The organism is Cupriavidus sp. 05L411, assembly GCF_056398045.1.
This window is the reverse complement of record NZ_JBFTOQ010000030.1, coordinates 50,000-72,324: the sequence shown is the minus strand read 5'-3', so window position 1 is coordinate 72,324 and position 22,325 is coordinate 50,000. Positions and strand designations below refer to the sequence as shown.

The following is a 22,325-nucleotide window of genomic DNA, read 5'->3' as shown; positions in this document are numbered from 1 at the left end:
GGGATGGCAGTCGCTACGACAATGCGGGTGGCCGGCGGCGCTGTTGCCCCCTATGCAGGCGGCTCCGGCCCGCTGATCCGGCCGTGGCCGCGGATTTCAGTCCGAGCCAAGCGCCAGGTTGCTGGGCCGGCGTTTTTCGATATTCCATTTGAGCAGCGCCGCGCTGCGGTAGATGCCGTGCGCGAACTTGCCGTAAGGCAACGTCAGGAACAACGCCATCACCACGCCCAGGTGCACCGCCAGCAGCAGCGCCATGGCCGCGGTGTCGCGCCAGGCCAGCAGCGCCAGCCCCGTCAGGCTGGTGAAAAACAGCAGCGCGATAAAGCCGCGGTCCATCGGCTTCTGAGCGGCATCGCCGGTGCGCGGGTCGCGCTTCAGGTTGAGCCAGAGCAGGCCCGCCGGGCCGATCAGCAAGCCGATGCCGCCGGCCGTGCCCAGCAGCACCGGCAGGCTGGTGGGCGCATACGGTGCGTGCAGGCCCAGCAGATAGTGGTACAGGGTGGCGACCGCCGTGGCGGCAAAGCACAGCATGAAGCCATAGAACGTGAAATGGTGGAAGCGCCGGCGCCACAGCGTGAACGCGTCGTCCGCGTTGTTGCAGCCCTGGCCGTGGCCGCCGTCCAGGTAGCGCAGCCGCAAGGCATCGTGCGCGGCGCCGCCGATGGCCGGGCCGCGCGCCTCGCCTTGCAGTTCGCCGGGCGAGACCCTGCGCCAGAAGCGCGTCACGCCCACGCCCAGCGCCAGCACCGCGCAGCCGAACACCAGGCCGAACATCGCCGCCAGCAGGTTGTGTGGGAAGATGGCGTAGAAGTTGCCGGCCAGCGGTGCGTGCAGCAGGCTGCCACGCATGGCAAGCACCATCACCAGGAACAACGCCAGCCCGGCTGCCAGCGCCAGCGCGGTGGCCAGGCCGGCGCGGCGGTACAGGCCACCGAGGGCGGCGGGCCAGGCGTAGTCGGAGTATGTCTGGACCCGCACCTTGGCCATGGCCTGCGGCACGTTGACCGCGAACTCGTGCGGTGGCGCGTACTGGCAGGCGTGGTAGCAAGCGCCGCAGTTGTGGCACAGGTTGGACAAGTAATGGATATCGGCCTTGCCGAACTCCAGCCGGCGCGTCATGGCGGGAAACACGGCGCAAAAACCTTCGCAATAACGGCAGGCATTGCAGATCTGCATGACGCGGCCCACCTCGGCCTCGTCCCCGGTGAGCGGCAGCGCGCCCTGGGCCAGCGCCGCCGCTTCGCGCGTCAGCGCTTCAAGATGTTGCATGCTGCTCTTCCTGGAATGCGTTGTGGTTTGGCCGCCCGAGCGCGGCGGCGGCGGCCTGGGTGCCGGCGATGCGCCCGAAGGCGGTGCCGATGGCCATGCCGACACCTGCCGTATAGCCCTTGCCGAGCACGTTGCCGGCCATCATCTCGCCGGCAACGAACAGGTTGGCGCTGGGCTTGCCGCCGAAGTGCACGGCGGCGTGCTCGTTCACCTTGAGGCCGAGGTAGGTAAAGGTGATGCCGGGGCGCAGGGCGTAGCCGAAGAACGGCGCGGTATCGATTGGCCGCGCCCAGTGGGTCTTGGCCGGGGCGATGCCCTCGGTGTGGCAGTCGTCCAGCACGGTGTGGTCGAAGGTGCCGACGCGGCACGCCGCGTTGTAAGCCTCGATGGTGCGCATGAAGGTGGCCTCGTCCAGCCCGAGCCGGCGCGCCAGTTCCGGCAGCGTGTTGGCGCGCACACCCGGAAACACGGGCGGCATGAAGCGGCCCACGGCCTTGGCGTCGATGATCGAATAGCCGATCTGTCCGGGCTGCTGCGCGACCAGCCGCCCCCAGATGGCGTAGCGCTTGGGCCAGAAATCCTCGCCTTCGTCGTAGAAGCGCTCGGCATTGCGGTTGAGCATCACGCCCAGCGAGACGCAGTCCACGCGCGTGCAGATGCCGCCGTCGTACAGCGGCGCGCGCGCGTCGATGGCCACGCAGTGCGATTGGGAAGGGTCGCCGATGGCGTCGGCGCCGGCTTCGATCATGAACTTGAGCAGCACGCCCATGTTGAAGCGCGTGCCGCGAATCAGGAAGTTGTCGGCCGGCCAGTCACCATCGGCGTTCTGGCCCCAGGCCTCGCGCAGCCATGCGCGGTTGGACTCGAAGCCGCCGGCGGCCAGCACGCAGCTGCGCGCCTCGATGCGCTCGCTGCCGATGCGAGCAGCTTTGAAGCGCCCGCCGTCCAGCTCGATGGCGTCCACCGGGGCGTTGTAGCGCACCTTGACGCCAAGGGCTTCAGCGCTGCGGAAGTACGCGTTGACCAGCGCCTTGCCGCCGCCCATGAAGAAGGCATTGGTGCGCGCCACATGCAGCGCGCCTGACAGCGGCGGCTGGAAGTGCACGCCGTGGCTGCGCATCCAGTCGCGGCAGGTCGACGAGGCGCGGATGGCCAGGCGGGCCAGGCGCTCGTCGGTCAGGCCGCCGGTGACCTTGAGCAGGTCTTGCCAGTATTCCTCTTCGGGATAGGCCTCGACCAGCACGTCTTGTGGCGCGTCGTGCATGCAGCGCAGATTGCGGGTGTGCTGGGAGTTGCCGCCGCGCCACTCGCGCGGAGCGGCTTCCAGCAGCAGCACGCTGGCGCCGGCTTCGCGCGCCATCAGGGCCGCGCACAGGGCGGCATTGCCACCGCCGATAACCAGGACGTCGATCATGGGCGCGCGCCTCGGGCAAGGCTCGGGAAAGCCGGCAGGGACGGCTCCAGGATTTGAATGATGGACAGCACGATGAGGATTCCGGTGGGGATGCCCGCACTGTAGCGGCCCGCTGGTGTCCTGCTAAGCCCCCGGATCGCATGGGGGCATCACGAATCGTGATACCCCCCGGGGCACGTGCGTCATCGCTCCGGCCCAAGCAGCCGTGCCCCCCGCCAGGCGCCGGAGCGCACCAGTTCGCGGGCGCAGTCGGCCAGCACCACGCGCAAGGCCAGCGCGGCGGGCGATAGTTCGTCGTCGGAGAGGCTGCACAGCACGTTCTGGCGCCGCACCTTGGGGTCCGCGATCTCGGCCAGGTGGAAACGCGCCTGCGCATCGGCATAGCGCCCCACCGCGGCCCAGGGCTGCAGGGTGGCGCCAAACCCGAGGTCCACGGCGTCCATCAGCATGGCCAGGGAATCCACCTCCTGCACCACCTGCGGCACGATCTTCACGCGGGCGAAGGCGGCATCGAGCGTGCTGCGCAGCCCATGCAGGCCGGTGGGCATGATCAGCGGCACGTCCCGCAACTGCGCCATGCGTAGCCGCAGCGGCGCCTCGGCGTCGACCTCGGCCGGCAGCGCGCGGCGCGAGCGGATCAAGAACAGGGTTTCCTCAAGCAGCGGCGTCACGCTCCAGCGGCGCGCCACAACGGTGTCGAACAGCACGGCCAGGTCGAGCTGGCGGGCGTTGAGCATGGCGCCGAGGTGGCCGGACAGGCTCTCCACCATATGCAGGCGCACATCCGGGTAGCGCTCACGCATGGCGCGCATCAGCGGCACGCCGATGACCGAAGCCGTGGTGGGCGCCAGCCCCACGCTGACCGTGCCGGACAGCCGCGCATGGTGGGCGGCGCGCTTGGCCTGCTCGGCATGGCGCAGCGCCAATTGCGCCTCGCGGAAGAAGGCCAGCCCGGCCTCGGTGGGCGTCACGCCGCGCGTGGTCCGGCGCAGCAGCCGGGTGGCCAGCTCGCTCTCCAGCCGGCTGATCTGCTGGCTCATGGCGGATTGCACCATATCGAGGTCGAGCGCCGCGCGGCTCATGCTGCCAAGCTCCACCACGCGGACGAAATACTGAAGCTGGCGCAGTTCCATCGGGTTCCCCGGCCTGGATTCGTGTCTGGAATCGTGTCTGGATTTGTGTCTGCGACGCTTATACCAGATCGCGAACCGGCGGTGGCCGCCCGGTCAGGCTTCGTCGAAGCCGCTGTACCAGTCCACGGTCTGGTCGGCATACACCAGGCCCTTGGCCGCCAGCGCCTCGCGCATCTGGTACATGTCCAGCCCCAGCACGCCGGCGGCCAGCGTAGCGCGCTTGCCCTCCTCCATGGCACCGCGCTCGGCGGCACGGCGCGCGGTCTCGGCAGCGAGCGGGCGCGGCACCACCACCACGCCATCGTCGTCGGCCACGATCACGTCGCCGGGCCGCACGTGGGCACCGGCGCAGACCACCGGCACATTGACCGCGCCCACGGTTTCCTTGACCGCGCCCTGCGCCGAAACCGCCCGCGACCAGACCGGGAAGCCCATGGCATTGAGCGTGGCCACATCGCGCACGCCGCCGTCGATCACCAGGCCGCGCGCGCCACGCGCCTTGAGTGAGGTGGCCAGCAAGTCGCCGAACAAGCCATCGGTGCAGTCGCTGACCAGCGCCACCACCAGCACGTCGCCGGGCTGTACCAGCTCCACCGCGACGTGGATCATCCAGTTATCGCCGGGATGCATCAGCACCGTCACGGCGCTGCCGGCAATGGCGGCACGGGACTGGATCGGCCGCATGTATGGCTTCATCAGCCCGGTGCGGCGCTGCGCCTCGTGCACCGTGGCGACACCGGCGGTGCCCAGTGCGTCAATGTCAGCGGCGGCCGCGCGCAGGATGTTGCGATAGGCGATGGTCTTCATGACAGGCTCTGTGCGACTTGCGGGAACACGCGTGCATAGCCTTCTCCGTACTTCACCTTGCGATCGGAGTTGCGCGCGGCCTGCGCGCCGCGCTGCAGCGCCACGCGGGTGTAGTACTCCCACAGGTGTTCCTGCGCCGCCATGGTGGCGAAGGCGCGCTGCTTCTTTTCCCACACCGAGGAGATATCGAGCAGCACGTCGGGCTTCCAGTTGCATTGCTCAGGCTGATGCGGCTCGAACAGGAACACCGGCGGCGCGCCGATCACCGGCACCTCGGGCTTGTAGCCATGCGCCTGGGCGATGACCCGCGCTTCCTGCGCGACGTGCGTGGCGAGCGGATGGTCAAAGTTATAGATGTCCTCGCGCGAGTGGCTCAACACCAGTTCGGGCCGCAGCGCACGGTAGAGATCGGCCAGGCGCAGCAGCGCTGCATCGGTCACGCGCATGGGGTAGTCGCCCAGGTCGAAGCACTCCAGCGTCGCGCCCAGGATGTCGGCGGCCTGCTGCGCTTCTTCATGCCGGGCGGCCTTGACGCGCTCGATGGTCATGCCCGGCTGGCGCCACATCTTGGCGGACTCGCCGCGCTCGCCAAAGGACAGGCAGACGATCTTGACGTTGTAGCCGCGCTCGGCGTACAGCGCGATGGCGCCGCCGGCACGCCAGACAAAATCGGCGGCGTGCGCGCTGACCACCAGGATCGAGGGACGCTGCGCGTCCGGCTGGGCTTGGGCTTGGATGTCGGACATGGGGGGTTCTCTTGGATCTTGTTGGGTCGTATTGGATCGTCGGATCGTCGGATGCGCGTGAGGCCTCAGTCGGCCGTGATGCCCGCCTTGCGGATGACGCCGTTCCAGGTGGCGGTTTCGCCTCGCACGAACTGGCCGAAAGCTTCAGGGGTGCCCGGCAGGATGGTTACGCCCAGTTGCGCGAGCTGTTTGCGCACATCGGGGTCGGCCAGTGCGGCATTGGCGGCGGTATTGAGCTCATGGATCACGGCCGGCGGCGTCTTGGCCGGCGCCACCAGCCCCCACCAGACCGAGGCGGTGAAGCCCGGCAAGCCTTGCTCGCGCGAGGTCGGCACGTCCGGCAGCAGCGGCGTGCGCTGGTCGCTTGCCACCGCGATGGCGCGCAGCGTGCCGGCGCGGATATGGGTGATGACTTCGAGCGGGTTGATTGGCATGAACGAGATGCGCTCGCCCAGCAGGTCGGTGATCGCGGGCGCGCCGCCCTTGTAAGGCACGTGCAGCACGTCGATGTGCGCCGCTTCCTTGAACAGCTCGCCAGCGAGATGGCCCGAGCTGCCGTTGCCGGCCGAGGCATAGCTGAACTTGCCCGGCTGGGCCTGCGCCTGGGAGACCAGGCCCTTGAGCGACGTCACGCTGGATTTTGCCGGCACCACCAGCACCAGCGAGGCCTGCCCCACGCGCGCCACCGGCGTGAAATCCCGTGCCGGGTCGAACGGCAGCTTGGCGAACAGCGCGGCATTGGTGGCCAGGCTATTGGACGCCATCATGATGGTGTAGCCGTCCGGCGCGGCCTTGGCCACGGCCTCCATGCCGATATTGGTGCTGGCGCCCGGGCGGTTGTCGACGATGATGGGCTGCTTGAGCAGCACGCTCATCTTTTGCCCGACCGAGCGCGCCACGATGTCCACCGCGCCACCGGCGGCATAAGGCACGACCAGCCGGATCGGCTTGGCCGGGTAAGTCTGGGCGCTGGCGGCGCTGGCGGCCAGCGAGAGCGCGGCGGCCAGGAAGCCGGCAAGGTAGGGGCGGCGCAGCATGGTTGTCTCCTGATGGTGCAATTTGTGGTGCGGCTCAAAGCCGTTTGCGTGCATTCTGGGCAGCTGCCGTGATACTGTCCAATACGTTTTCGAACCCCTTGTTATTGCACTTCGATATAAGCAATGGATTTCCGCCAACTCCGCTATTTCGTTGCCGTGGCCGAAGCGCTGAGCTTCAGCGAGGCCGCGCGCAAGCTCCATATCAGCCAGCCGCCGCTGAGCACCCAGATCAAGGCGCTGGAGGACGAGCTCGGCAGCCCGCTGCTGGACCGCTCCCGCCATCATGTGGCGCTGACGCCGGCGGGCACGCTGTTCCTGGACAAGGCCAGGGCGGCGCTGGCCAACCTGGAGCAGGCCCGCGAGGTGGTCAGGCAGGTGGCCGCCGGCGAGGCGGGCGAGATCCGCGTGGCCTTTACCGCCTCGGTGCCGATGCAGGATGCGTTTCCGCGCGCGGTGCAGCAGTTCCGCGTGGACCACCCGCGCGCCATGCTGGAACTGGTGCATATGTCCACCGGCCAGCAGTTGCAAGGACTGGAGAAAGGTGAGATCGACATTGGCTTCCTGCGACCGTCGCCCCAGTTCTACCCGCCCGCCAGCATCACCGTGCACGAGGTGCTGGCCGACCGCCTGGTCGCCGTGCTGCCTGCCTCGCACGCACTGGCAAACCCGGTGGACGACGCCGGGATCGATATCGGCGCGCTGTCCGCACAGCCCTTCCTGCTGTTCCCCCGCGGGCTGGGCTGCGGGCTGTTCGACCACGTCACCACGCTTTGCAACCGGGCGGGCTTTGCCCCGCGCATCGGCCAGGAGGCGCGCGAGGCGACCACCATCATCGGATTGGTAGCGAGCGGCGCCGGCGTGTCGGTGCTGCCGGAGATCTACGCGCGCACCGGCATCCCCGGCGTGACGTACCGGCCACTGGCTGGCCAGGATGCCACCAGCCGGGTGCTGGTGGCGCATCGCACCGGGGCGCTGTCACCCATCATGCGTCGGTTCCTGGCATTTTTTGAGGTTGGCGGCTGAGGCAAGGACGGTGCGGAAACTGAGTCCCGCTGCGCAATAGCGGCGTATTCACCACGCCGCGGGGCGCCGCCATGCACTAGCGCGGCGAAATGTCTGCACATTGCCGTTTCAGCCCTACAGTTCCTCTCCAGCCTTCCGTTAGCCGGGGCATGCTGGCCGACAACAAAATTGTCGGAGGCCTTTTTTAACCACCGCCCCCTACCCAACGCGCATGCTTCTCTCGCTCCGTACACGCATTACGGCGACCTGTGTCGCCATCGTTGTCACCGCCTTGTCGGCATCCACCGGCATCACCTACGTAGTCACGAAGCACAGCGACGAACGCACGCTGCGGCAAAACCTCGCCACCATCACCCAAGGCAACGCGCAAGCCATCACCGAGTGGCTGACCGCGCGGGCCGACATGGTGCAAGCCGTATCCCCGGAGAGCCTTTCCACCGATCCCATGTCCGCGGTCACGCAGCTGGAAAAATCCGGCGGCTTTGTCGTGGCCTATGCGGGCTACCCGGACAAGCATGCGGTGTTTTCCCGCGACCTCGGCATCCCGGCCGACTACGATCCCACGGGCCGCCCGTGGTACCAGGCCGCCGTCAGCGCCGGCAAGCTGGTCATCACGCAGCCGTATGAAGATGTCGCGACCAAGAAGCTCGTGGTGACGCTGGCCCTGCCTGTGCTGGCCAATGGCCAGTTGAAGGCCGTGGTGGCCGCCGATGTGAACCTGGACGCCGTGACCTCCACCGTAAACGGCATCCACCCCACCCCGGCCAGCTTTGCCTTCCTGGCCGACAAGAGCGGGCGCATCGTGGCGCATCCGGACGCCAAGCTCAACCTCAAGCCGGCCACCGATCTGTCCGCCGACCTGACGGCGAACGCCCTGGCCAGCCTGTCGGATCCCGAGCAGCCCCTCGCAGTCAAGATCGCGGGCGCCACCAAGCTGCTGCATGCGGAGCCGGTCAAGAACTCCGACTGGGAAGTGGTGGTTGCCATGGATGAGGACGAGGCCCTGGCCGGCCTGCGCAATGTGCTGCAAGCCATGTTCATGACCCTGGTGGCGGTGGCCTTCCTCGCCGCGGGAGTCGGCTCGGTCATGACTGCCTCTGCGTTCCGGCGGCTGTCCCAGGTGCGCGAGGCGATGAACGAAATCGGCTCCGGACACGGCGACCTGACCAAGCGCCTGCCGGCCGACGGCAACGATGAGGTCACGCAGATCGCCCGCGCGTTCAACCAGTTTGCCGACAAGCTCGCCACGGTGCTGATCGATATCCGGGACAGCAGCGAATCGGTTCGCACGGCAACCGCCGAAATCTCGCAGGGCAATATCGACCTGTCCTCGCGTACCGAGCAAGCCGCAGCCAGCCTGGAGCAGACCGCGGCTGCCATGGACGAGCTCACCGGCACCGTGCAAAACTCGGCCGAGGCCGCCGTGCGCGCCGGCGAGCTGGCGGCCGCGGCCTCCCAGGTCGCCAACCGGGGGGGCGATGCCGTCTCTCGCGTGGTGACCACCATGCAGGAGATTTCGACCGCCTCCGCCAAGATCCACGACATCATCGGGGTCATCGACGGCATCGCCTTCCAGACCAACATCCTGGCGCTCAACGCTGCCGTGGAAGCCGCCCGCGCCGGCGAACAGGGACGCGGATTCGCCGTGGTGGCTGGCGAAGTCCGCACGCTGGCCCAGCGCAGCGCGCAGGCCGCCAAGGAAATCAAAGGACTGATCAGCCAATCGGTGGCCAAGGTGGACTCGGGCGCGGAGCTGGTGCGGGACGCCGGCGAGACCATGAACAGCATCGTGGCCAGCGTGAAGCAGGTTGAGCAGGTACTGCTCGAAATCTCGAATGCCGGCAGCGAGCAAAGCGTGGGCATCACGCAGGTCAACCAGGCCGTGAGCCAGCTCGACGGGGCGACGCAGCAGAATGCGGCACTGGTCGAGCAAGCCTCGGCGGCCGCCGGTTTCCTGCATGAGCAAGCCAACAAGCTGGCCGATGCGGTAGGCCAGTTCCGCCTGGCCAGGGCGCATGGCGGCGCGATAGGGTCCGGGGCTTGAACCGCTGACGCAGCGGCGAGCCAGGTAAGCAAGGGGGTTCAGCGGCGGCTGAACCCCCTTTTTTTCGTCAGGCGGTCGCCAATTGAAGAAATTTCCCAATTGCTGATATGGCCGATGTGGCACAAAATTCACATAGCGTCGCACCCGACGCGGACTGCCGGTAGTGATGCTAGTGCCCGTAGTGCCGCTAGTGCCTGCAACGCCTGTAACGCCTGTAACGCTTGAAACACCCGCAACGCCCATCAGCAAGGAGAACTCCCCGCATGACTGTATTCCAAGGGACTGGCGCCCTTTTCACCCTCATCGCCATTTTCGGCGTCATCAACCACCGTTTCATCAAGCTGCCCGACACCCTGGGCATCACCGCCGTCGGGCTGGTGACCTGCCTGAGCGTATCCATCCTCGGCTTCAACCACCCTGAAATGGTCGCGCAGGCCCGCAAGCTTGTGGCCCAGATCGATTTTTCCGACGTGGTCTTCCACGGCCTGCTCAGCCTGCTGCTGTTCGCCGGCGCCCTGCACGTTGACCTCTCACGCATGCGCCGCCAGCGCCGGGCCGTGGTCATGCTGGCCACGGTCGGCGTGGTGATCTCGACCGCCGCGGTCGGGTTCGGCTTCTTCTATGTCGCACAGTGGCTGGGCCACCCGGTCAGCCTGCTGTGGTGCCTGGTGTTCGGCGCGCTGATTTCCCCTACCGACCCGATCGCCGTGCTCAGCGTGCTCAAGAACGCGGGCGCATCGGAAAGCCTGGAAACCAAGATTGCGGGCGAATCGCTGTTCAACGACGGCACCGCGGTGGTGGCATTCCTGACCCTGGTGGGGCTAGCTACCGGCGCCACCGAATTCTCTGCTTCGCACGTGGCGCTCGCGCTGGTGCGCGAAGTGCTGGGCGCGGTGGTGCTGGGCATTGTGGTGGGCTATGTGGCGTCGGTGCTGCTGCGCGGGATCGACAGCTATCCGGTCGAGATCCTGATCACGCTGGCGCTCGCCACCGGTGGCTACAGCCTGGCCGAAGTGGCGCACGTGTCCGCGCCGCTGTCGGTGGTCATCATGGGCCTGGTGATCGGCAACCATAGCACCAGCAAGTCGATGTCGGAGAAGACCCGCGAACACTTGTTCAATTTCTGGGGCCTGCTGGACGAGTTGCTCAACCTGGTGCTGTTTGGCCTGATCGGGCTGGAGATCATCGCGCTTTCGCTGCAGCTGCATATCGTCTGGCTGGGGCTGGCGGCGATTCCCGTGGTGCTGATTGCGCGCGGCATCAGCGTGGCCATCCCGCTGCTGGCGCTGCAGAATTTCCGCCGGCTCAATCCGCACTCGGCCACCATCATGACCTGGGGCGGCCTGCGCGGCGGCATCTCGATCGCGCTGGCGCTATCGCTGCCGGAGTTCCCCGGCCGCGAGATGCTGATCGGCGTGACTTACCTGGTGGTGGTGTTCAGCCTGCTGATCCAGGCCACCACGCTGGGCAAGCTGGTCAAGCACCTGAACGGCCTGAGCCCGAAGCCATAGCAGATACGGCATCCGCAAGCGGGCGGTGGGACTCACCCGCCGCCCGCGCCTGGCTTACAGCCGGCTCTGGTAAATCTTGTCGAACTCGCCGCCATCGGCAAAATGCCGGCTCTGCGCCTGCGCCCAGCTGCCAAACACGTCGCTGACGGAAAACAGCTGGATCGGCCGGAACAGCGCCGCGTGGGTCTTGAGCACCGCGGCCGAGCGCGGCCGGTAGAACTGGCGGGCGATCACGTCCTGGCCGGCATCGGACCACAGGTATTGCAGATAGGCCGTGGCCACCTTGCGCGTGCCGCGCTTGTCCACCACCTTGTCGACCACAGCCACCTGCGCTTCCGCGATGATCGACTGGCTCGGATACACCACCTCGAAGCTATCTCCCAGCTCCTTGCGGATCTGGTGCACCTCGCTCTCGAAGGTGGCCAGCACATCGCCAAGCTGGCGCTGCGTGAAGCTGGTGGTCGCGCCCCGGCCACCGGTATCGAGTACCGGCACATTGCGGAACAGGCGGCCCACCGCATCGCGCGCCTGCGCCTCGCTGCCGCCCTTGCGGATGGCAGCGCCCCACGCCGCCAGGTAGGTGTAGCGCCCGTTGCCCGAAGTCTTGGGGTTCGGCACGATCACCTGTACGCCAGCGCGGCCCAGGTCTTCCCAGTCGAGAATGCGCTTGGGATTGCCCTTGCGCACCAGGAACACGATGGTGGAGTAGTACGGCGCCGCGTTGTCCGGCAGGCGCTTCTTCCAGTCCTGCGCCACCACGCCCCGCTGCACCAGGATGTCGATGTCGGTCTCCTGGTTCATGGTCACCACGTCGGCCTCCAGGCCATCGGCTACCGAACGCGCCTGCTTGCTCGAGCCGCCATGCGACTGGTTGATGACCAACGTCTCGCCACTCGCCTGCTTCCAGTTTGCAACAAAGCCGGGGTTGATCTCACGGTACAGCTCGCGGGTGACGTCGTAGCCGGCGTTGAGGATGGCGGTGTCGGCCAGCGCGGGGAACGTGGCGCCGAGCAGCAGGCCGGTGGCAAGAATGCGGAGCAGGGGTCGGGACATGAATGGACGCTGGTTGGATCGATCGGATTAATGTCTTGCCGAAAAGACAGGCATGACGCTCGTGATCCTCATTGTCCACAGCGGGGGCATCGCAGCGGAACGAAAGATTCTGCATGTCGATAGACGCAAACAAGCCGGAAGGCGGGGCACGATCTCCTCGCCTTGCGCCGCCTCTCACGCCACCTTCGGGAAATCGATCACCGTATCGTTGACGCGGTTGATCATATTGGTGAACAGGATCGCGCTGATGGCCTGGATGCTCTCGACGATCTGCCGATCGGTGTAGCCGGCTTCGCGCACATTGGCGACGACGCTGGCAGGCACCGTGCCGGAAGTCGTGGCCACGGCCAGTGCGAAGCGGACCAGCGCGTCGATCTTGCTGTCTTGCGGGTACTCGCCGGCGCGCAGCTCACGCGTTTGTTCGGCGGTATAGCCGGCCATCTTGCCGGTCATGGTGTGCGCGGCCACGCAATAGTCACAACCCGACGCTTCGCTGACGGCAAGGTTGATCGCTTCGAGCTCACGGGCGCTGAGCGTAGCATTCTTGAGCAGCGCGCCGGTTTGCAGCGCGTGGGCCAGCACCTCGGGGGCATTGCTGCCGATCACCGCGTAAGCGTTGGGCACCTTGCCCACGGCGCCCTTGATGGCGGCGAACAGTTGGGCGGCCTGGCCGGTGGCTTCGGCGGGGTTGATGGTGTGAAGACGGGACATGACGGCACTCCTTTGCGGTTGGTTGATGGACCCGCGCTGTGTTTGTTGCGCTGCTTCCATGGACTGAAGTCTAGGCGCGCCAGATGCGACTTACCGCATATAATCGTCGCATAATCTTGCCCTATCGTCTCAACTCTCCCTATCCGTCTTGATGCCCCCGTTCCCGCCATGGATAGCCTGACCGAACTTGTGCGCATGCTTTCGCCCGCCGGCACCGTCGACCTGCACTGCCACTTCGCCGGCAACTGGCGGGTGGACAACGCGGCGGCGCCCGCCGGCCACCTGCCGTATCACATCATCCTGAAGGGGCAGGCGCGCGCGCTGGTGGCGCAGGAGGCCATCTCGCTCGATACGGGCGACGTGCTGCTGTTCCCGCATGGCAGCGCGCACACGCTGCGCAGCCTGCCCGATGGGACCGATGGGACCGAGGGGGCAGAAGGTGCCGCCGGCGCGCACCCCGCCATGCCGGCCCAGACGACGCGCTTCAATGGCTTGCTGACCGAGGTGACGATGCCCGGCGACGCGCATCCGCTGGACATGCTGTGCGGCACGTTCGTGCTGGGCTTGCCGGGCACGGTGCTGTTGCGCAACCTGCCCCCGGTGCTGCGTGTGGCCACCGCGCAGCGCGCCGATTTCGCCTGGCTGCATGCGCTGATCGACATGATGCGCAACGAGGCGCAGGCGCCCGAGCCAGGTGGCGCGGCGGTCATCGGGCAGCTCTCCACCGCGTTGCTGACCCTGCTGTTGCGCGCGCTGATCGCGCAGGGCGGCGTCACGCATAGCCTGCTGTCGCTGATGGCCGATGCGCGGCTGTCCAAGGCGATTGATGCGGTGCTGCGCGCGCCGGCCGAGCCGTGGTCAGTGGCGTCGCTGGCGGCGGTGTGCAATGTGTCGCGCGCCACGTTCGCGCGGCGCTTCGCCCAGCTCAGCGGCGAGACGCCGCTGCAGTTCGTGACCACCTTGCGCATGGAAATGGCCGCCCGCCTGCTGACGCTGGACCGCGGCCCCGCGGCCAGCATCGGCGAGCATTGCGGCTATGCCTCCGAGGCCGCCTTCGGGCGTGCCTTCAAAGCGTACTTTGGCGTGGGGCCGGGCATGTTCCGGCGTGCGGCGCGGGAGCGCCGCGCGGCAGCCGCCGCGCAGGCGGCCTCGGCGCATTAGGCTGCGGCGCGCTGCGCTTCGTAGACTTGCAGGTGGCTATAGGCGATGCGCACCAGCGGCACCGCATGCCCCAGCCGCGCGGCACGCTGCGCCATGTCGCCGACGATGTCGTACGCCTCCAGGCGGGGCGCGGCCTGCGCGATATCGCGCATCATGGAGGCGGCCCAGGCCGAGTTCTCGTCCAGCAGGCGCGCGGCCATGGCTTGGGCCACCGGCTCGGGCAAGGCGTGCCCGGACAAACGCGCCACCGCCGCGCATTCGTCCATGGCCTGCTGCATCAACGCCCGGCCGTCCACCGTCCTGACGATCTCGCTGACGGTGCCGCGCATCAGGCAGGTCATCAGCGCACCGGCCGAGATCATCACCCACTTGTTCCATAGCGCCTGGTCGATGGCCGATGACAACTCACGCGTGCCGGGCGTGCTGGCCGCAAGCGCATGGAAGGCGCTGGCCAGGCCCTGTGCCGACTCGGCACGCGCGCCCACGATGAGCCGGTCGACCGCGCCTTGATGCACCACCGCGCCAGCGGCGTCCAGCGTGGTGGCAATGTACGACACGCCGCCAAGCACCCTGTCGCGGCCGTAGCGCGCGTCCAGCGTCTCGTACGCGCGCAACCCGTTGACCAGCGGCAGGATCGCCGCGCGCTTGCCCCCGCTGGCAGAAAGCGCTGGGCCCAGCGCGGCCATCGCGCTGTCCAGGTCATAGGTCTTGCATGCCAGCAGGACCAGGTCGTAGTCCGCCCTGGCGTGCTCGGCCAGCACCGTCTTCACGGCGGCGCGGATATCGCCAAGCTCGCTGCGCACGGTCAGGCCGTCTCTCGCCAGCACTTCGGCGCGCCGTGGCCGCACCAGGAACGTGACATCCGCCCCCGCCTGCATCAGGCGAGCGCCATAGTAGCCACCCATGGCGCCAGCGCCCAGGACCAGAATCTTCATGACATTCCCCGCTTCGATGTCCGACTTGGTTAACAGTGATTAACAGTGATTAACAGTGATTAAAAGGGCTAGCAGTGCAAAGCGCCTACGGCAGGTCGCCGGCAAGCACCGCGTCGTCCGCCTCCCCGGCTTGCTCCGCGCCTCCCAGGAAGCCGGCGGCGGATGCCAGGCGCCGGCGCATGCCGTCCGCGGCGGCCGGGCCGGCCACCAGGGCATGCCGCTTGAAACTCAGCCGCTCGCCCGTGCCGGCATCCACCAGCACGGGATCGACCACCTTGCCGGTTTCCTTGTCGCGCAATTCCACGCTGGGGCCTTCCGGCGCGAAGTGCTTGTTGCCCCRGGCCAGCATGGCCAGCAGCACGGGCAGGAAATCCCGCCCGCATTGCGTCAGCACATACTCGTAGCGCGGCGGCCTCTCCGAGTACTGCTGGCGCTCCAGCAGCCCCTCCTCCACCAGCGCGGTGAGGCGGCGCGTGAGCATATTGGGCGCGATGTCCAGGTTCTTCTGGAAGTCGTCGAAACGCCGCGCGCCATAGAACGCCTCGCGCATCAGCAGCATGCTCCACCACTCGCCAACCCGCTCCAGCCCGCGGGCGATGGGGCATTGCATGTTCCTGAAGGTTTTTCTTTGCATGGTCGAGGACTCCGCTTCGGCATCTTGATACTTTCAACATGATAGCTGGATTGAAACGCCGCAATGCCGTCCCCGCCGATGCCGTCTAATCCAGGGCTTCGAGCGCCAGCGCAATGCCCTGCCCGCCCCCGATGCACAGCGTCACGATGCCCCGGCGTAGCCCATGCGCACGCATCGCGTACAGCAGGCGTGTGGTGAGCACCGCCCCGGTTGCGCCGATGGGATGGCCATGCGCGATCGCGCCACCCTCCACGTTGATGATGTCGAGCGGCAATCCGAGTTCCCCCGCCACTGCCAGGGGCACCGCCGCGAAGGCCTCATTGATCTCTAGCCACTCGACATCGCCCAGCGCCCATTGCGCGCGCTGCAGCGCCTGGCGCACTGCCGGAACGGGCCCGAGGCCGAACAAGCCTGGCTCGACGGCGCCTACGCCATAGGCCACCAGCCGGGCCATCGCCGCCAGCCCGAGGCTCTCGGCCAGCGATCGTTCGGCGACCAGCATGGCGGCCGCGCCGCTATTGAGCCCCGGTGCATTGCCCGCGGTGATGGTGCCGTCCTTGCGAAACGCCGGGCGCAGCTTGCTGAGAATCTCGAAGGTGGTATCCGGCCGGTTCGCTTCATCCACGTTGAACGTGGATGTGCCGCCCTTTGCCTTCACGGGCACACCGATGATCTGCTCCACAAAGCGGCCTTGCTCCTGCGCGCGGGCAAAGCGGCTTTGCGAGCGTTCGGCCCAGCGGTCCTGTTCGTCGCGGCTGATCTTGTTTCGGGTCACCAGGTCCTCGGTATGCCAGCCGGAGTGCTCGCCCGAGAAGGCATCCACCAGGCCATCACGCAACATGCTGTCCTGCAGTGCCGCGTCGCCCATGCGGCTGCCCCAGCGGGCGGCGGGCATCAGGTAAGGCGCCTGGTCCATATTCTCCATGCCACCGGCAATCGCCATGTCAACGTGGCCAAGCCAGATTTCATCGGCGGCGCTGGCGATGGCCTGCGCGCCGGAACCGCACACGCGGTTGACCGTCATCGCCGGCAGCGAAACCGGCAGGCCCGCGCCGATGGCCGCCTGCCGGGCGGGATTCATCCTGTTGCCCGCCTGGATCACATTGCCGAAGACCACGCTGCCGATCCGCTCCGGATCGACGCCAGAGCGGCGCACCGTCTCGCGGATGACCGCCGCGCCCAGTTCGGTTGCCGGCGTGGCCTTGAGCGAACCGTTATAGGCGCCGATGGCGGTGCGAACGGGGTGGCATAACACGACTTCCCTGGTTTTCATCACAGGCTCCTTGGGGTGGTGGACGAAGCCGGACGCGTAGCGGCCGGCCATTGCGCTTGCGCATCGCCAGCCGCCGCACCCTGCGGCGCCTTGCAGTAGCGGTTGTCGGCGCGGGCGCATCCCACGCCGGAGTCGCGCGGTCGCTCCGAGCCGGCGTGGACGGTTTGTGCCGCCATGGCGGCAAACAGCGCGGCACAGGCCAGCGCGCTAGCTAAACGGGTGTTCATGATCCATCTCCCGGGTGTGGAAGGCCTCAATGCGCATCGGCCGATGGCGCCATGGGCGGCCCCGCCTTGCGCAGCAGCGGCACCATGGCGGTGGCGATGACAAAGCACACCATGATGACCAGGAAGGCATCGCCAAACGTCTGCGTCTGCGCCTCGCGCCAGGTCAGTGCCCACAGTTGCCTGAGCGCGGCGGACTGCGCATCGGCGACGTCGTGCCCCAGCGCGGCCATATTGCTGCCCACCGCCTGCAGCAGCGCGCCCATGGCCTCGTTGCTGTAGTTCAGGTGCTCCGCCAGGCGCTGGAAATGCAGGTTGGTGCGGTCGTTCAGGATGGTCGCGCAACTGGCGATGCCGATCGCGCCGCCCAGGTTGCGCATCAGGTTGAACAGCCCGGACGCCAGCTTGAGCCGCTCCGGCGCTAACGCCCCCAGCGTGAGCGTGACCGCCGGCGCCACCGAGAACTGCTGCGCCATGCCGCGGAACGCCTGCGGCAGCAACAGTTCCTGCGCGCCCCAGTCGTGCGTAATCGGCGCGAACTGCCACATCGAGAAGGCAAAGCAGCCCAGCCCGAACATCATCAGCCAGCGCAGGTCCACCCGATTGGCGAAGAAGGCATAGACGGGGATCGACATGACCTGGAACACACCGGTTGAGAACACCGCCAGCCCGATCTGCAGCGCGCTGAAGCCACGCACGTGGCCCAGGAACAGCGGCGTGAGATAGATGGTGGCGAAGATGCCCACGCCGGTGATGAAGGAGAAGAAGCAGCCAAGTGCGAAGTTGCGGTCCTTGAGCGCGCGCAGGTCCACCACCGGATGGGCGTAGGTCAGGCTGCGCCAGACAAAGCCGACGCCCGCCATGCCCGAGATCCAGGCAGAGGTGAGAATCACATCGTCGCCAAACCAGTCCCAGCGCGGGCCTTCTTCCAGCGTGTACTGCAGGCAGCCGAGGAACAGCGCCATCAGCGTCATGCCGAGATAGTCGGCGCCGCGCACCAGCGACCAGTTGGGCTGATCCACGCGCACCAGCAGCGGCACCGCCACCGTGATGAAGATGCCCGGCACCAGGTTGATGAAGAACAGCCAGTGCCAGGAGTAGTTGTCGGTGATCCAGCCGCCCACGGTGGGCCCGAGCGTGGGCGCCAGCGAGGCCAGTGCGCCGATGGTGGCTGCGGCAATCACGCGCTGCTTGCCGCCGAAGAAGGCGAAGGCGGTGGTGAACACCAGCGGAATCATCGAGCCGCCCAGGAAGCCCTGCATGGCGCGAAAGGCAATCATGCTCTGGATGTTCCAGGCGAGGCCGCACAGCAGGCTGGTTAGCGTAAAGCCTGCCGCCGAAACGGCAAACAGCCAGCGCGTGGACATCACGCGCGACAGCCAGCCCGACAGCGGAATCACGATGATCTCGGCGATCAGGTAGCTGGTTTGCACCCACACGGTTTCATCGGTGCCCGCCGACAGCCCGCCGCCGATGTCGCGCAGCGAGGCCGAGACGATCTGGATATCCAGCAAGGCGATGAACATGCCCACGCACATGGTGGCGAAGGCCAGCACCTTGGCGCCCGTGCTCATGGAGGCCGCGGAATACGCCGGCGCGGACGGCTGCGCGGGCTCGGCTGGCTGCGTGGCCTGCCCGGGGCCGGCCAGGACGCTGCTGCTCATGGTTGCACCTGCGCGTCGGCGCGGGAATCGACTTGCGCCAGCACCGACAAGCCGGGCCGCAGCATGGCCAGCGCGGCCTCGTTGTCATCCAGCATGATGCGCACCGGCACGCGCTGGACGATCTTGGTGAAGTTGCCGGTGGCGTTCTCCGGCGGCAGCACGCTGAACTGTGCCCCCGTGGCCGGCGCCAGGCTGAGTACGCGGCCGTGGAACACGCGGCCGGGCAAGACGTCGGCCTCCACGGTGGCACGCATGCCCGGGCGCAGATGCGCAAGCTGCCCTTCCTTGAAATTCGCATCGACCCACAGGCCGCGTGCCGGCACCACCGACAGCAGCTGCGCGCCGCCCGCGGCGTAGGCGCCCACGCGGGCGCGGCGGTTGCCGATGGTGCCGTCGATAGGCGCGCGCAACTCCGTGTAGCCCAGGTTCAATTTGGCGATGTCGCGCTCGGCAACGGCTTGCGCGAGCGCCGCCTGCGCTTGCAGCTTCTGCGTGGCAATCACGTCGACCTGGCGCTGCGCGGCGAGCAGGCTGGCCTGCGCCTTCTGCGTGTTGGCGAGAGCTTGCTTGTAGTCCGAGTCAGCCTTCTGCGAGCTCTGGACCGATACGGCCGATTTGGCAGCCAGGCTTTGGTAACGAACCTGGTCGTCGCGCGAGCGCAGGGTGTCGGCATTCACAGCGGTGACCGCCGCCCGGGCTTGGCCGATCACGGCTTCCTGCAAGGAGCGGGTGGCGTCCAGGTTGGCCAGCAGCGCCTGCTGGGCGGCCACCGCCCCTTCCGCCTTGGCCAGCGCGGCGCGGTAGTCGCGGTCATCGATGCGGGCCAGCAAGTCGCCGGCGTGCACCTGCTGGTTGTCGGTCACCAGCACTTGCGCCAGGTAGCCCGGCACCTTCGGCGCAATCACCGTGACTTCACCGCCAACATAAGCATCGTCGGTGCTTTGCAGGAAGCGGCCGTGCGTCCACCAGTGCTGGCCATAGGCGGCGGCGCCAAGGCCGGCGGCGATGAGCGCGCCGGTCATGATCAGCCGCTTGCGGCTGATGCGGGGCTTGCGGGTAACGGGGATGGGCGCCGGGCCTGCACGCTCGGCGGTGATATCGCTTGTCATGACGCTTCCTCTGGTTTTCGCTCTAACTTTCGCTGCAGCGCTGTAGCGCTTTCAGATTTGGATCGTTGCTTGCGGGACATCGGGGATGGTGGCCGCGCGTGCCCGCGCCGACTTTTCGAGCTTGGCGCGGACGCCCTCGCTGGCGGCCGGGCCCGCCACGACCACGTGATCGGCATCGGTAATCGGATGCCCGGTCTGCGCATCCACCAGGATCGGAATAACGGTGGCGCCGGTCTGGCGGTCCACCAGCAACACGCTCTCGCCCTCGGGCGAGAAGTGGCGGTTGCCCCAGGCCAGCAACGCCAGCATCACCGGGCGGAATTCGCGGCCCCGGTCAGTCAGCAGGTATTCGAAACGCGGCGGCCGCTCGCAGTACTGGCGCCGCGCAAGCAGGCCCTCGCGCACCAGGGTTTCGAGGCGGCGCGCCAGCATGTTGGGCGCAATGCCCAACTGCTTCTGGAATTCGTCGAAGCGGCTGTTGCCATAGAACGCCTCCCGCAGGATCAGGATGCTCCACGGCTCACCCACCCGCGCCAGGCTGCGGGCAATGGGGCAAGGCGCATTGTCGAGCGGCTTTTTCTGCATGTCCGCACCTCCGGGAAATCAGGTTGCTATCAATATGAAAGTTAGTATAGAGTTGTAAATATCATCATGCAAGTAACTTGTTGAAGAAAGCCAGTGGGGCGGCGACCAAGCCGCTTCCTGATTTCCCTGAATCCCTGAAGGAGATGGACATGAGCCGTACCCCGCCCCGCCCCGGACTCGCGCCTGAACAGCCGCAGCCATACCAGCACCTGCGCCGGCACGCGGCGCGGGCCACCGTGCTCTGCGCGGCAGCGCTGACGGCGCTGGGCCTGGCGGCTTGCGCCGCGGTAGGCCCGGACTACAAGACGCCCGCGGCCGACACCGCAGCCAGCTTCCCGCATGCCGATGCGCTGGCTGCACGCGCCACGCGCCAGCCTGCGCCGCCGCTGGATACCTGGTGGACGGGATTCGATGATCCCGCGCTCACGCGCATCGTCCAGCGCGCGCTGGACCAGAACCTGGACCTGGCCGCCGCGTTTGCCCGCGTGCAGCAGGCACGGGCCGCTGCCGCCGAGGCCGGTGCGCAACTGCTGCCCCAAGGCAGTTTGTCGGCGCAGGCGGCCAAGGTGCATCAGTCGCTGGAAAGCCCGCTAGGCAAGATCGCGAGCAAGTTCCCCGGCTACGACCGCAATGCCGCGCTCTACGATGTGGGCGCGGGCGCGAGCTGGGAGATCGACCTGTTCGGCGGCCTGCGGCGTGGCGCAGAGGCGGCCGACGCCGAGGCGCAGGCCGCTCAGGCTGACCAGCTCGGCGCGCGCATCTCGGTGGCGGCCGAGGCCGCCGATGCCTACTTCCGCGTGCGCGGCGCGCAGCAGCGCATTGCCATTGCGCAGGAGCAGGTGACGAACAACGGCAAGCTGCTGGACCTGGTGCAATTGCGCTTGCGCGACGGGCTTGCATCGAGCCGCGAGGTAGCCCAGGCGCAAGCGCTGGTGGCGCAGGCGCGCGTCACCATTCCACCGTTGCGGATCGAGCTGCAAACCCAGTTGAACCGGCTAGATGTGCTGATGGGAGCGCAGCCGGGCACCTACGCGGCCGAGCTTGGCCCCCTGCCGAACGGCGTGGCCGTGCCGGCCATCTCCGTGGCCCAGGGTCCCGCCGACCTGCTGCGCCGCCGCCCCGACGTGATCGCGGCTGAGCGCAGGCTGGCCGCCAGCAGCGCGCGCATCGGCGCGGCCACCGCCGAGTACTACCCCAAGCTGTCCTTATCCGCGCTGCTCGGCTTTGAGAGCCTGAGCGGCGGCAAGCTGTTTTCCGCTGCCGCGTTCCAGCCGGTGGCGGCAGCGGGCTTGCGCTGGCGCCTGTTCGATTTTGGCCGCGTGGATGCCGAGGTGGCGCAAGCCAAGGGCGCCAACGCCGAGGCGCTGGTCAACTACCGCAAGGCCATGCTGCGCGCCACCGAAGACGTGGAGAACGCCATCGTCACGCTGACCGAGCTGGAATCGCAAGGCAAGGAACTGAGCACCGAGATCGACGCCCACGAACGCGCGCGCGGCGCTTCCGAAGATGCGTACAAGGGCGGTGCCGTCAGCCTGTTCGAGGTGTTGAATGAGGAGCGCCAGTTGCTGGCCGCACGCGACCAGCAGGCCCGCGTGCACGCCGACAACGCGCGCGCCGCGGTGGCGACGTTCCGCGCGCTGGGCGGTGGGTGGTGATCGGATCAGTCCAGGCCTGGCGCGGGAACCCGTTCTCTCAGCAAGGTGGAAACGTCCTCCGAGGTGAGCGGCCCGGAGAGGAAGTAGCCCATGTGGAAATCGCCAATGCTGATGCGCACGCCCAGGCTGTGCAGCCTTTTCCCGGCAAGGGCCTCGGCCTCCACGCGCGCCTTCCATACGCAGCCTGAGCACTTTGCCCGCAGCGCTCGCCGCACCACTGCCGTGCACCCGCACTCGCCAGCGGCAAAATCCGCGCCCAACTGGTGCGCACCCAGCCCGGGCCAAGGCTGTTTTGCGTACAAAACCTGCACATCACGCTTGTATATCAGTCTGGCAT

Annotated in this window: 21 protein-coding genes; 5 read left to right on the top strand and 16 right to left on the bottom strand. The window is 67.5% G+C overall.

Features of this window, described 5'->3' with window-relative positions:
- Positions 1 to 96: 96 nt before the first annotated feature.
- The 6 genes from tcuB to AC1DQR_RS28495 all read right to left on the bottom strand — a co-directional run bounded on the left by tcuB (position 97) and on the right by AC1DQR_RS28495 (position 6,406).
- Positions 97 to 1,269 carry a tricarballylate utilization 4Fe-4S protein TcuB gene (tcuB, locus tag AC1DQR_RS28520; protein ID WP_477134205.1) on the bottom strand — a complete coding sequence of 391 codons (1,173 nt, stop codon included), beginning with the start codon at positions 1,267 to 1,269 and terminating at the stop codon, positions 97 to 99.
- Positions 1,256 to 2,683: an FAD-dependent tricarballylate dehydrogenase TcuA gene (tcuA, locus tag AC1DQR_RS28515; protein WP_477134204.1), complete on the bottom strand. Its 1,428-nt coding sequence runs from the start codon at positions 2,681 to 2,683 to the stop codon at positions 1,256 to 1,258. The genes tcuB and tcuA overlap by 14 nt, the downstream gene beginning before the upstream one ends.
- 182 nt (positions 2,684 to 2,865) lie before the next feature.
- Positions 2,866 to 3,816: a LysR family transcriptional regulator gene (locus AC1DQR_RS28510; protein ID WP_416052202.1), complete on the bottom strand. Its 951-nt coding sequence runs from the start codon at positions 3,814 to 3,816 to the stop codon at positions 2,866 to 2,868.
- Positions 3,817 to 3,909: 93 nt separating this feature from the next.
- Positions 3,910 to 4,623 carry a 4-carboxy-4-hydroxy-2-oxoadipate aldolase/oxaloacetate decarboxylase gene (locus AC1DQR_RS28505; RefSeq protein ID WP_416052201.1) on the bottom strand — a complete coding sequence of 238 codons (714 nt, stop codon included), beginning with the start codon at positions 4,621 to 4,623 and terminating at the stop codon, positions 3,910 to 3,912.
- Positions 4,620 to 5,369 (bottom strand): PIG-L deacetylase family protein, encoded by a 750-nt coding sequence (locus tag AC1DQR_RS28500; protein ID WP_150988240.1) that lies wholly within the window; start codon positions 5,367 to 5,369, stop codon positions 4,620 to 4,622. Before AC1DQR_RS28500 ends, AC1DQR_RS28505 begins: the two co-directional genes overlap by 4 nt.
- 65 nt (positions 5,370 to 5,434) lie before the next feature.
- Positions 5,435 to 6,406, bottom strand: coding sequence for a tripartite tricarboxylate transporter substrate binding protein (locus AC1DQR_RS28495; RefSeq protein WP_416052200.1), 972 nt, complete (start codon positions 6,404 to 6,406; stop codon positions 5,435 to 5,437).
- Between the two features lie 123 nt (positions 6,407 to 6,529).
- On the opposite strand from AC1DQR_RS28495, the gene AC1DQR_RS28490 reads away from it, so the two are divergent.
- The 3 genes from AC1DQR_RS28490 to AC1DQR_RS28480 all read left to right on the top strand — a co-directional run bounded on the left by AC1DQR_RS28490 (position 6,530) and on the right by AC1DQR_RS28480 (position 10,984).
- Complete coding sequence (locus tag AC1DQR_RS28490) at positions 6,530 to 7,429, top strand: LysR family transcriptional regulator (RefSeq protein ID WP_174424729.1); 900 nt, start codon at positions 6,530 to 6,532, stop codon at positions 7,427 to 7,429.
- Positions 7,430 to 7,640: 211 nt separating this feature from the next.
- Positions 7,641 to 9,473 carry a methyl-accepting chemotaxis protein gene (locus tag AC1DQR_RS28485; protein ID WP_477134203.1) on the top strand — a complete coding sequence of 611 codons (1,833 nt, stop codon included), beginning with the start codon at positions 7,641 to 7,643 and terminating at the stop codon, positions 9,471 to 9,473.
- A 263-nt stretch (positions 9,474 to 9,736) separates the two neighbouring features.
- A complete protein-coding gene (locus AC1DQR_RS28480) occupies positions 9,737 to 10,984 on the top strand; it encodes a cation:proton antiporter (protein ID WP_416052199.1) in 1,248 nt (415 codons plus the stop codon).
- 54 nt (positions 10,985 to 11,038) lie between these two features.
- Here AC1DQR_RS28480 and AC1DQR_RS28475 read toward each other — a convergent pair whose 3' ends face one another.
- Together AC1DQR_RS28475 and AC1DQR_RS28470 are read right to left on the bottom strand one after the other, a co-directional pair.
- Positions 11,039 to 12,037, bottom strand: a complete 999-nt coding sequence (locus AC1DQR_RS28475; protein WP_477134202.1) for a sulfate ABC transporter substrate-binding protein — start codon at positions 12,035 to 12,037, stop codon at positions 11,039 to 11,041.
- Between the two features lie 174 nt (positions 12,038 to 12,211).
- Positions 12,212 to 12,748 (bottom strand): carboxymuconolactone decarboxylase family protein, encoded by a 537-nt coding sequence (locus AC1DQR_RS28470; RefSeq protein WP_416052197.1) that lies wholly within the window; start codon positions 12,746 to 12,748, stop codon positions 12,212 to 12,214.
- A gap of 168 nt (positions 12,749 to 12,916) precedes the next feature.
- On the opposite strand from AC1DQR_RS28470, the gene AC1DQR_RS28465 reads away from it, so the two are divergent.
- The gene (locus AC1DQR_RS28465; protein ID WP_416052196.1) at positions 12,917 to 13,909 is read left to right on the top strand and encodes an AraC family transcriptional regulator; all 993 of its coding nucleotides are present in this window, start codon (positions 12,917 to 12,919) and stop codon (positions 13,907 to 13,909) included.
- On the opposite strand, the gene AC1DQR_RS28460 is transcribed toward AC1DQR_RS28465, so the two are convergent.
- The 7 genes from AC1DQR_RS28460 to AC1DQR_RS28430 all read right to left on the bottom strand — a co-directional run bounded on the left by AC1DQR_RS28460 (position 13,906) and on the right by AC1DQR_RS28430 (position 20,333).
- Positions 13,906 to 14,844, bottom strand: coding sequence for a 2-dehydropantoate 2-reductase (locus tag AC1DQR_RS28460; protein ID WP_416052195.1), 939 nt, complete (start codon positions 14,842 to 14,844; stop codon positions 13,906 to 13,908). The genes AC1DQR_RS28465 and AC1DQR_RS28460 overlap by 4 nt on opposite strands.
- Before the next feature lie 85 nt (positions 14,845 to 14,929).
- Entirely contained in the window at positions 14,930 to 15,478 is a 549-nt protein-coding gene (locus AC1DQR_RS28455) for a winged helix-turn-helix transcriptional regulator (RefSeq protein WP_477134201.1), read from the bottom strand.
- An 85-nt stretch (positions 15,479 to 15,563) separates the two neighbouring features.
- Complete coding sequence (locus AC1DQR_RS28450; RefSeq protein WP_416052193.1) at positions 15,564 to 16,751, bottom strand: thiolase family protein; 1,188 nt, start codon at positions 16,749 to 16,751, stop codon at positions 15,564 to 15,566.
- The gene (locus AC1DQR_RS28445; RefSeq protein WP_416052192.1) at positions 16,751 to 16,978 is read right to left on the bottom strand and encodes a hypothetical protein; all 228 of its coding nucleotides are present in this window, start codon (positions 16,976 to 16,978) and stop codon (positions 16,751 to 16,753) included. Before AC1DQR_RS28445 ends, AC1DQR_RS28450 begins: the two co-directional genes overlap by 1 nt.
- 26 nt (positions 16,979 to 17,004) lie before the next feature.
- On the bottom strand, positions 17,005 to 18,639 hold the full coding sequence (locus AC1DQR_RS28440; protein ID WP_416052191.1) for a DHA2 family efflux MFS transporter permease subunit: 1,635 nt from the start codon (positions 18,637 to 18,639) through the stop codon (positions 17,005 to 17,007).
- A complete protein-coding gene (locus AC1DQR_RS28435) occupies positions 18,636 to 19,748 on the bottom strand; it encodes an HlyD family secretion protein (RefSeq protein WP_416052190.1) in 1,113 nt (370 codons plus the stop codon). The genes AC1DQR_RS28440 and AC1DQR_RS28435 overlap by 4 nt, the downstream gene beginning before the upstream one ends.
- A 51-nt stretch (positions 19,749 to 19,799) precedes the next feature.
- Positions 19,800 to 20,333 carry a winged helix-turn-helix transcriptional regulator gene (locus AC1DQR_RS28430; RefSeq protein WP_416052189.1) on the bottom strand — a complete coding sequence of 178 codons (534 nt, stop codon included), beginning with the start codon at positions 20,331 to 20,333 and terminating at the stop codon, positions 19,800 to 19,802.
- A 149-nt stretch (positions 20,334 to 20,482) separates the two neighbouring features.
- Here AC1DQR_RS28430 and AC1DQR_RS28425 point away from each other — a divergent pair, with 149 nt between their 5' ends.
- Complete coding sequence (locus AC1DQR_RS28425) at positions 20,483 to 21,988, top strand: efflux transporter outer membrane subunit (RefSeq protein WP_477134200.1); 1,506 nt, start codon at positions 20,483 to 20,485, stop codon at positions 21,986 to 21,988.
- A 5-nt stretch (positions 21,989 to 21,993) separates the two neighbouring features.
- On the opposite strand, the gene AC1DQR_RS28420 is transcribed toward AC1DQR_RS28425, so the two are convergent.
- A complete protein-coding gene (locus tag AC1DQR_RS28420; RefSeq protein ID WP_477134199.1) occupies positions 21,994 to 22,152 on the bottom strand; it encodes a hypothetical protein in 159 nt (52 codons plus the stop codon).
- Positions 22,153 to 22,325 lie beyond the last annotated feature (173 nt).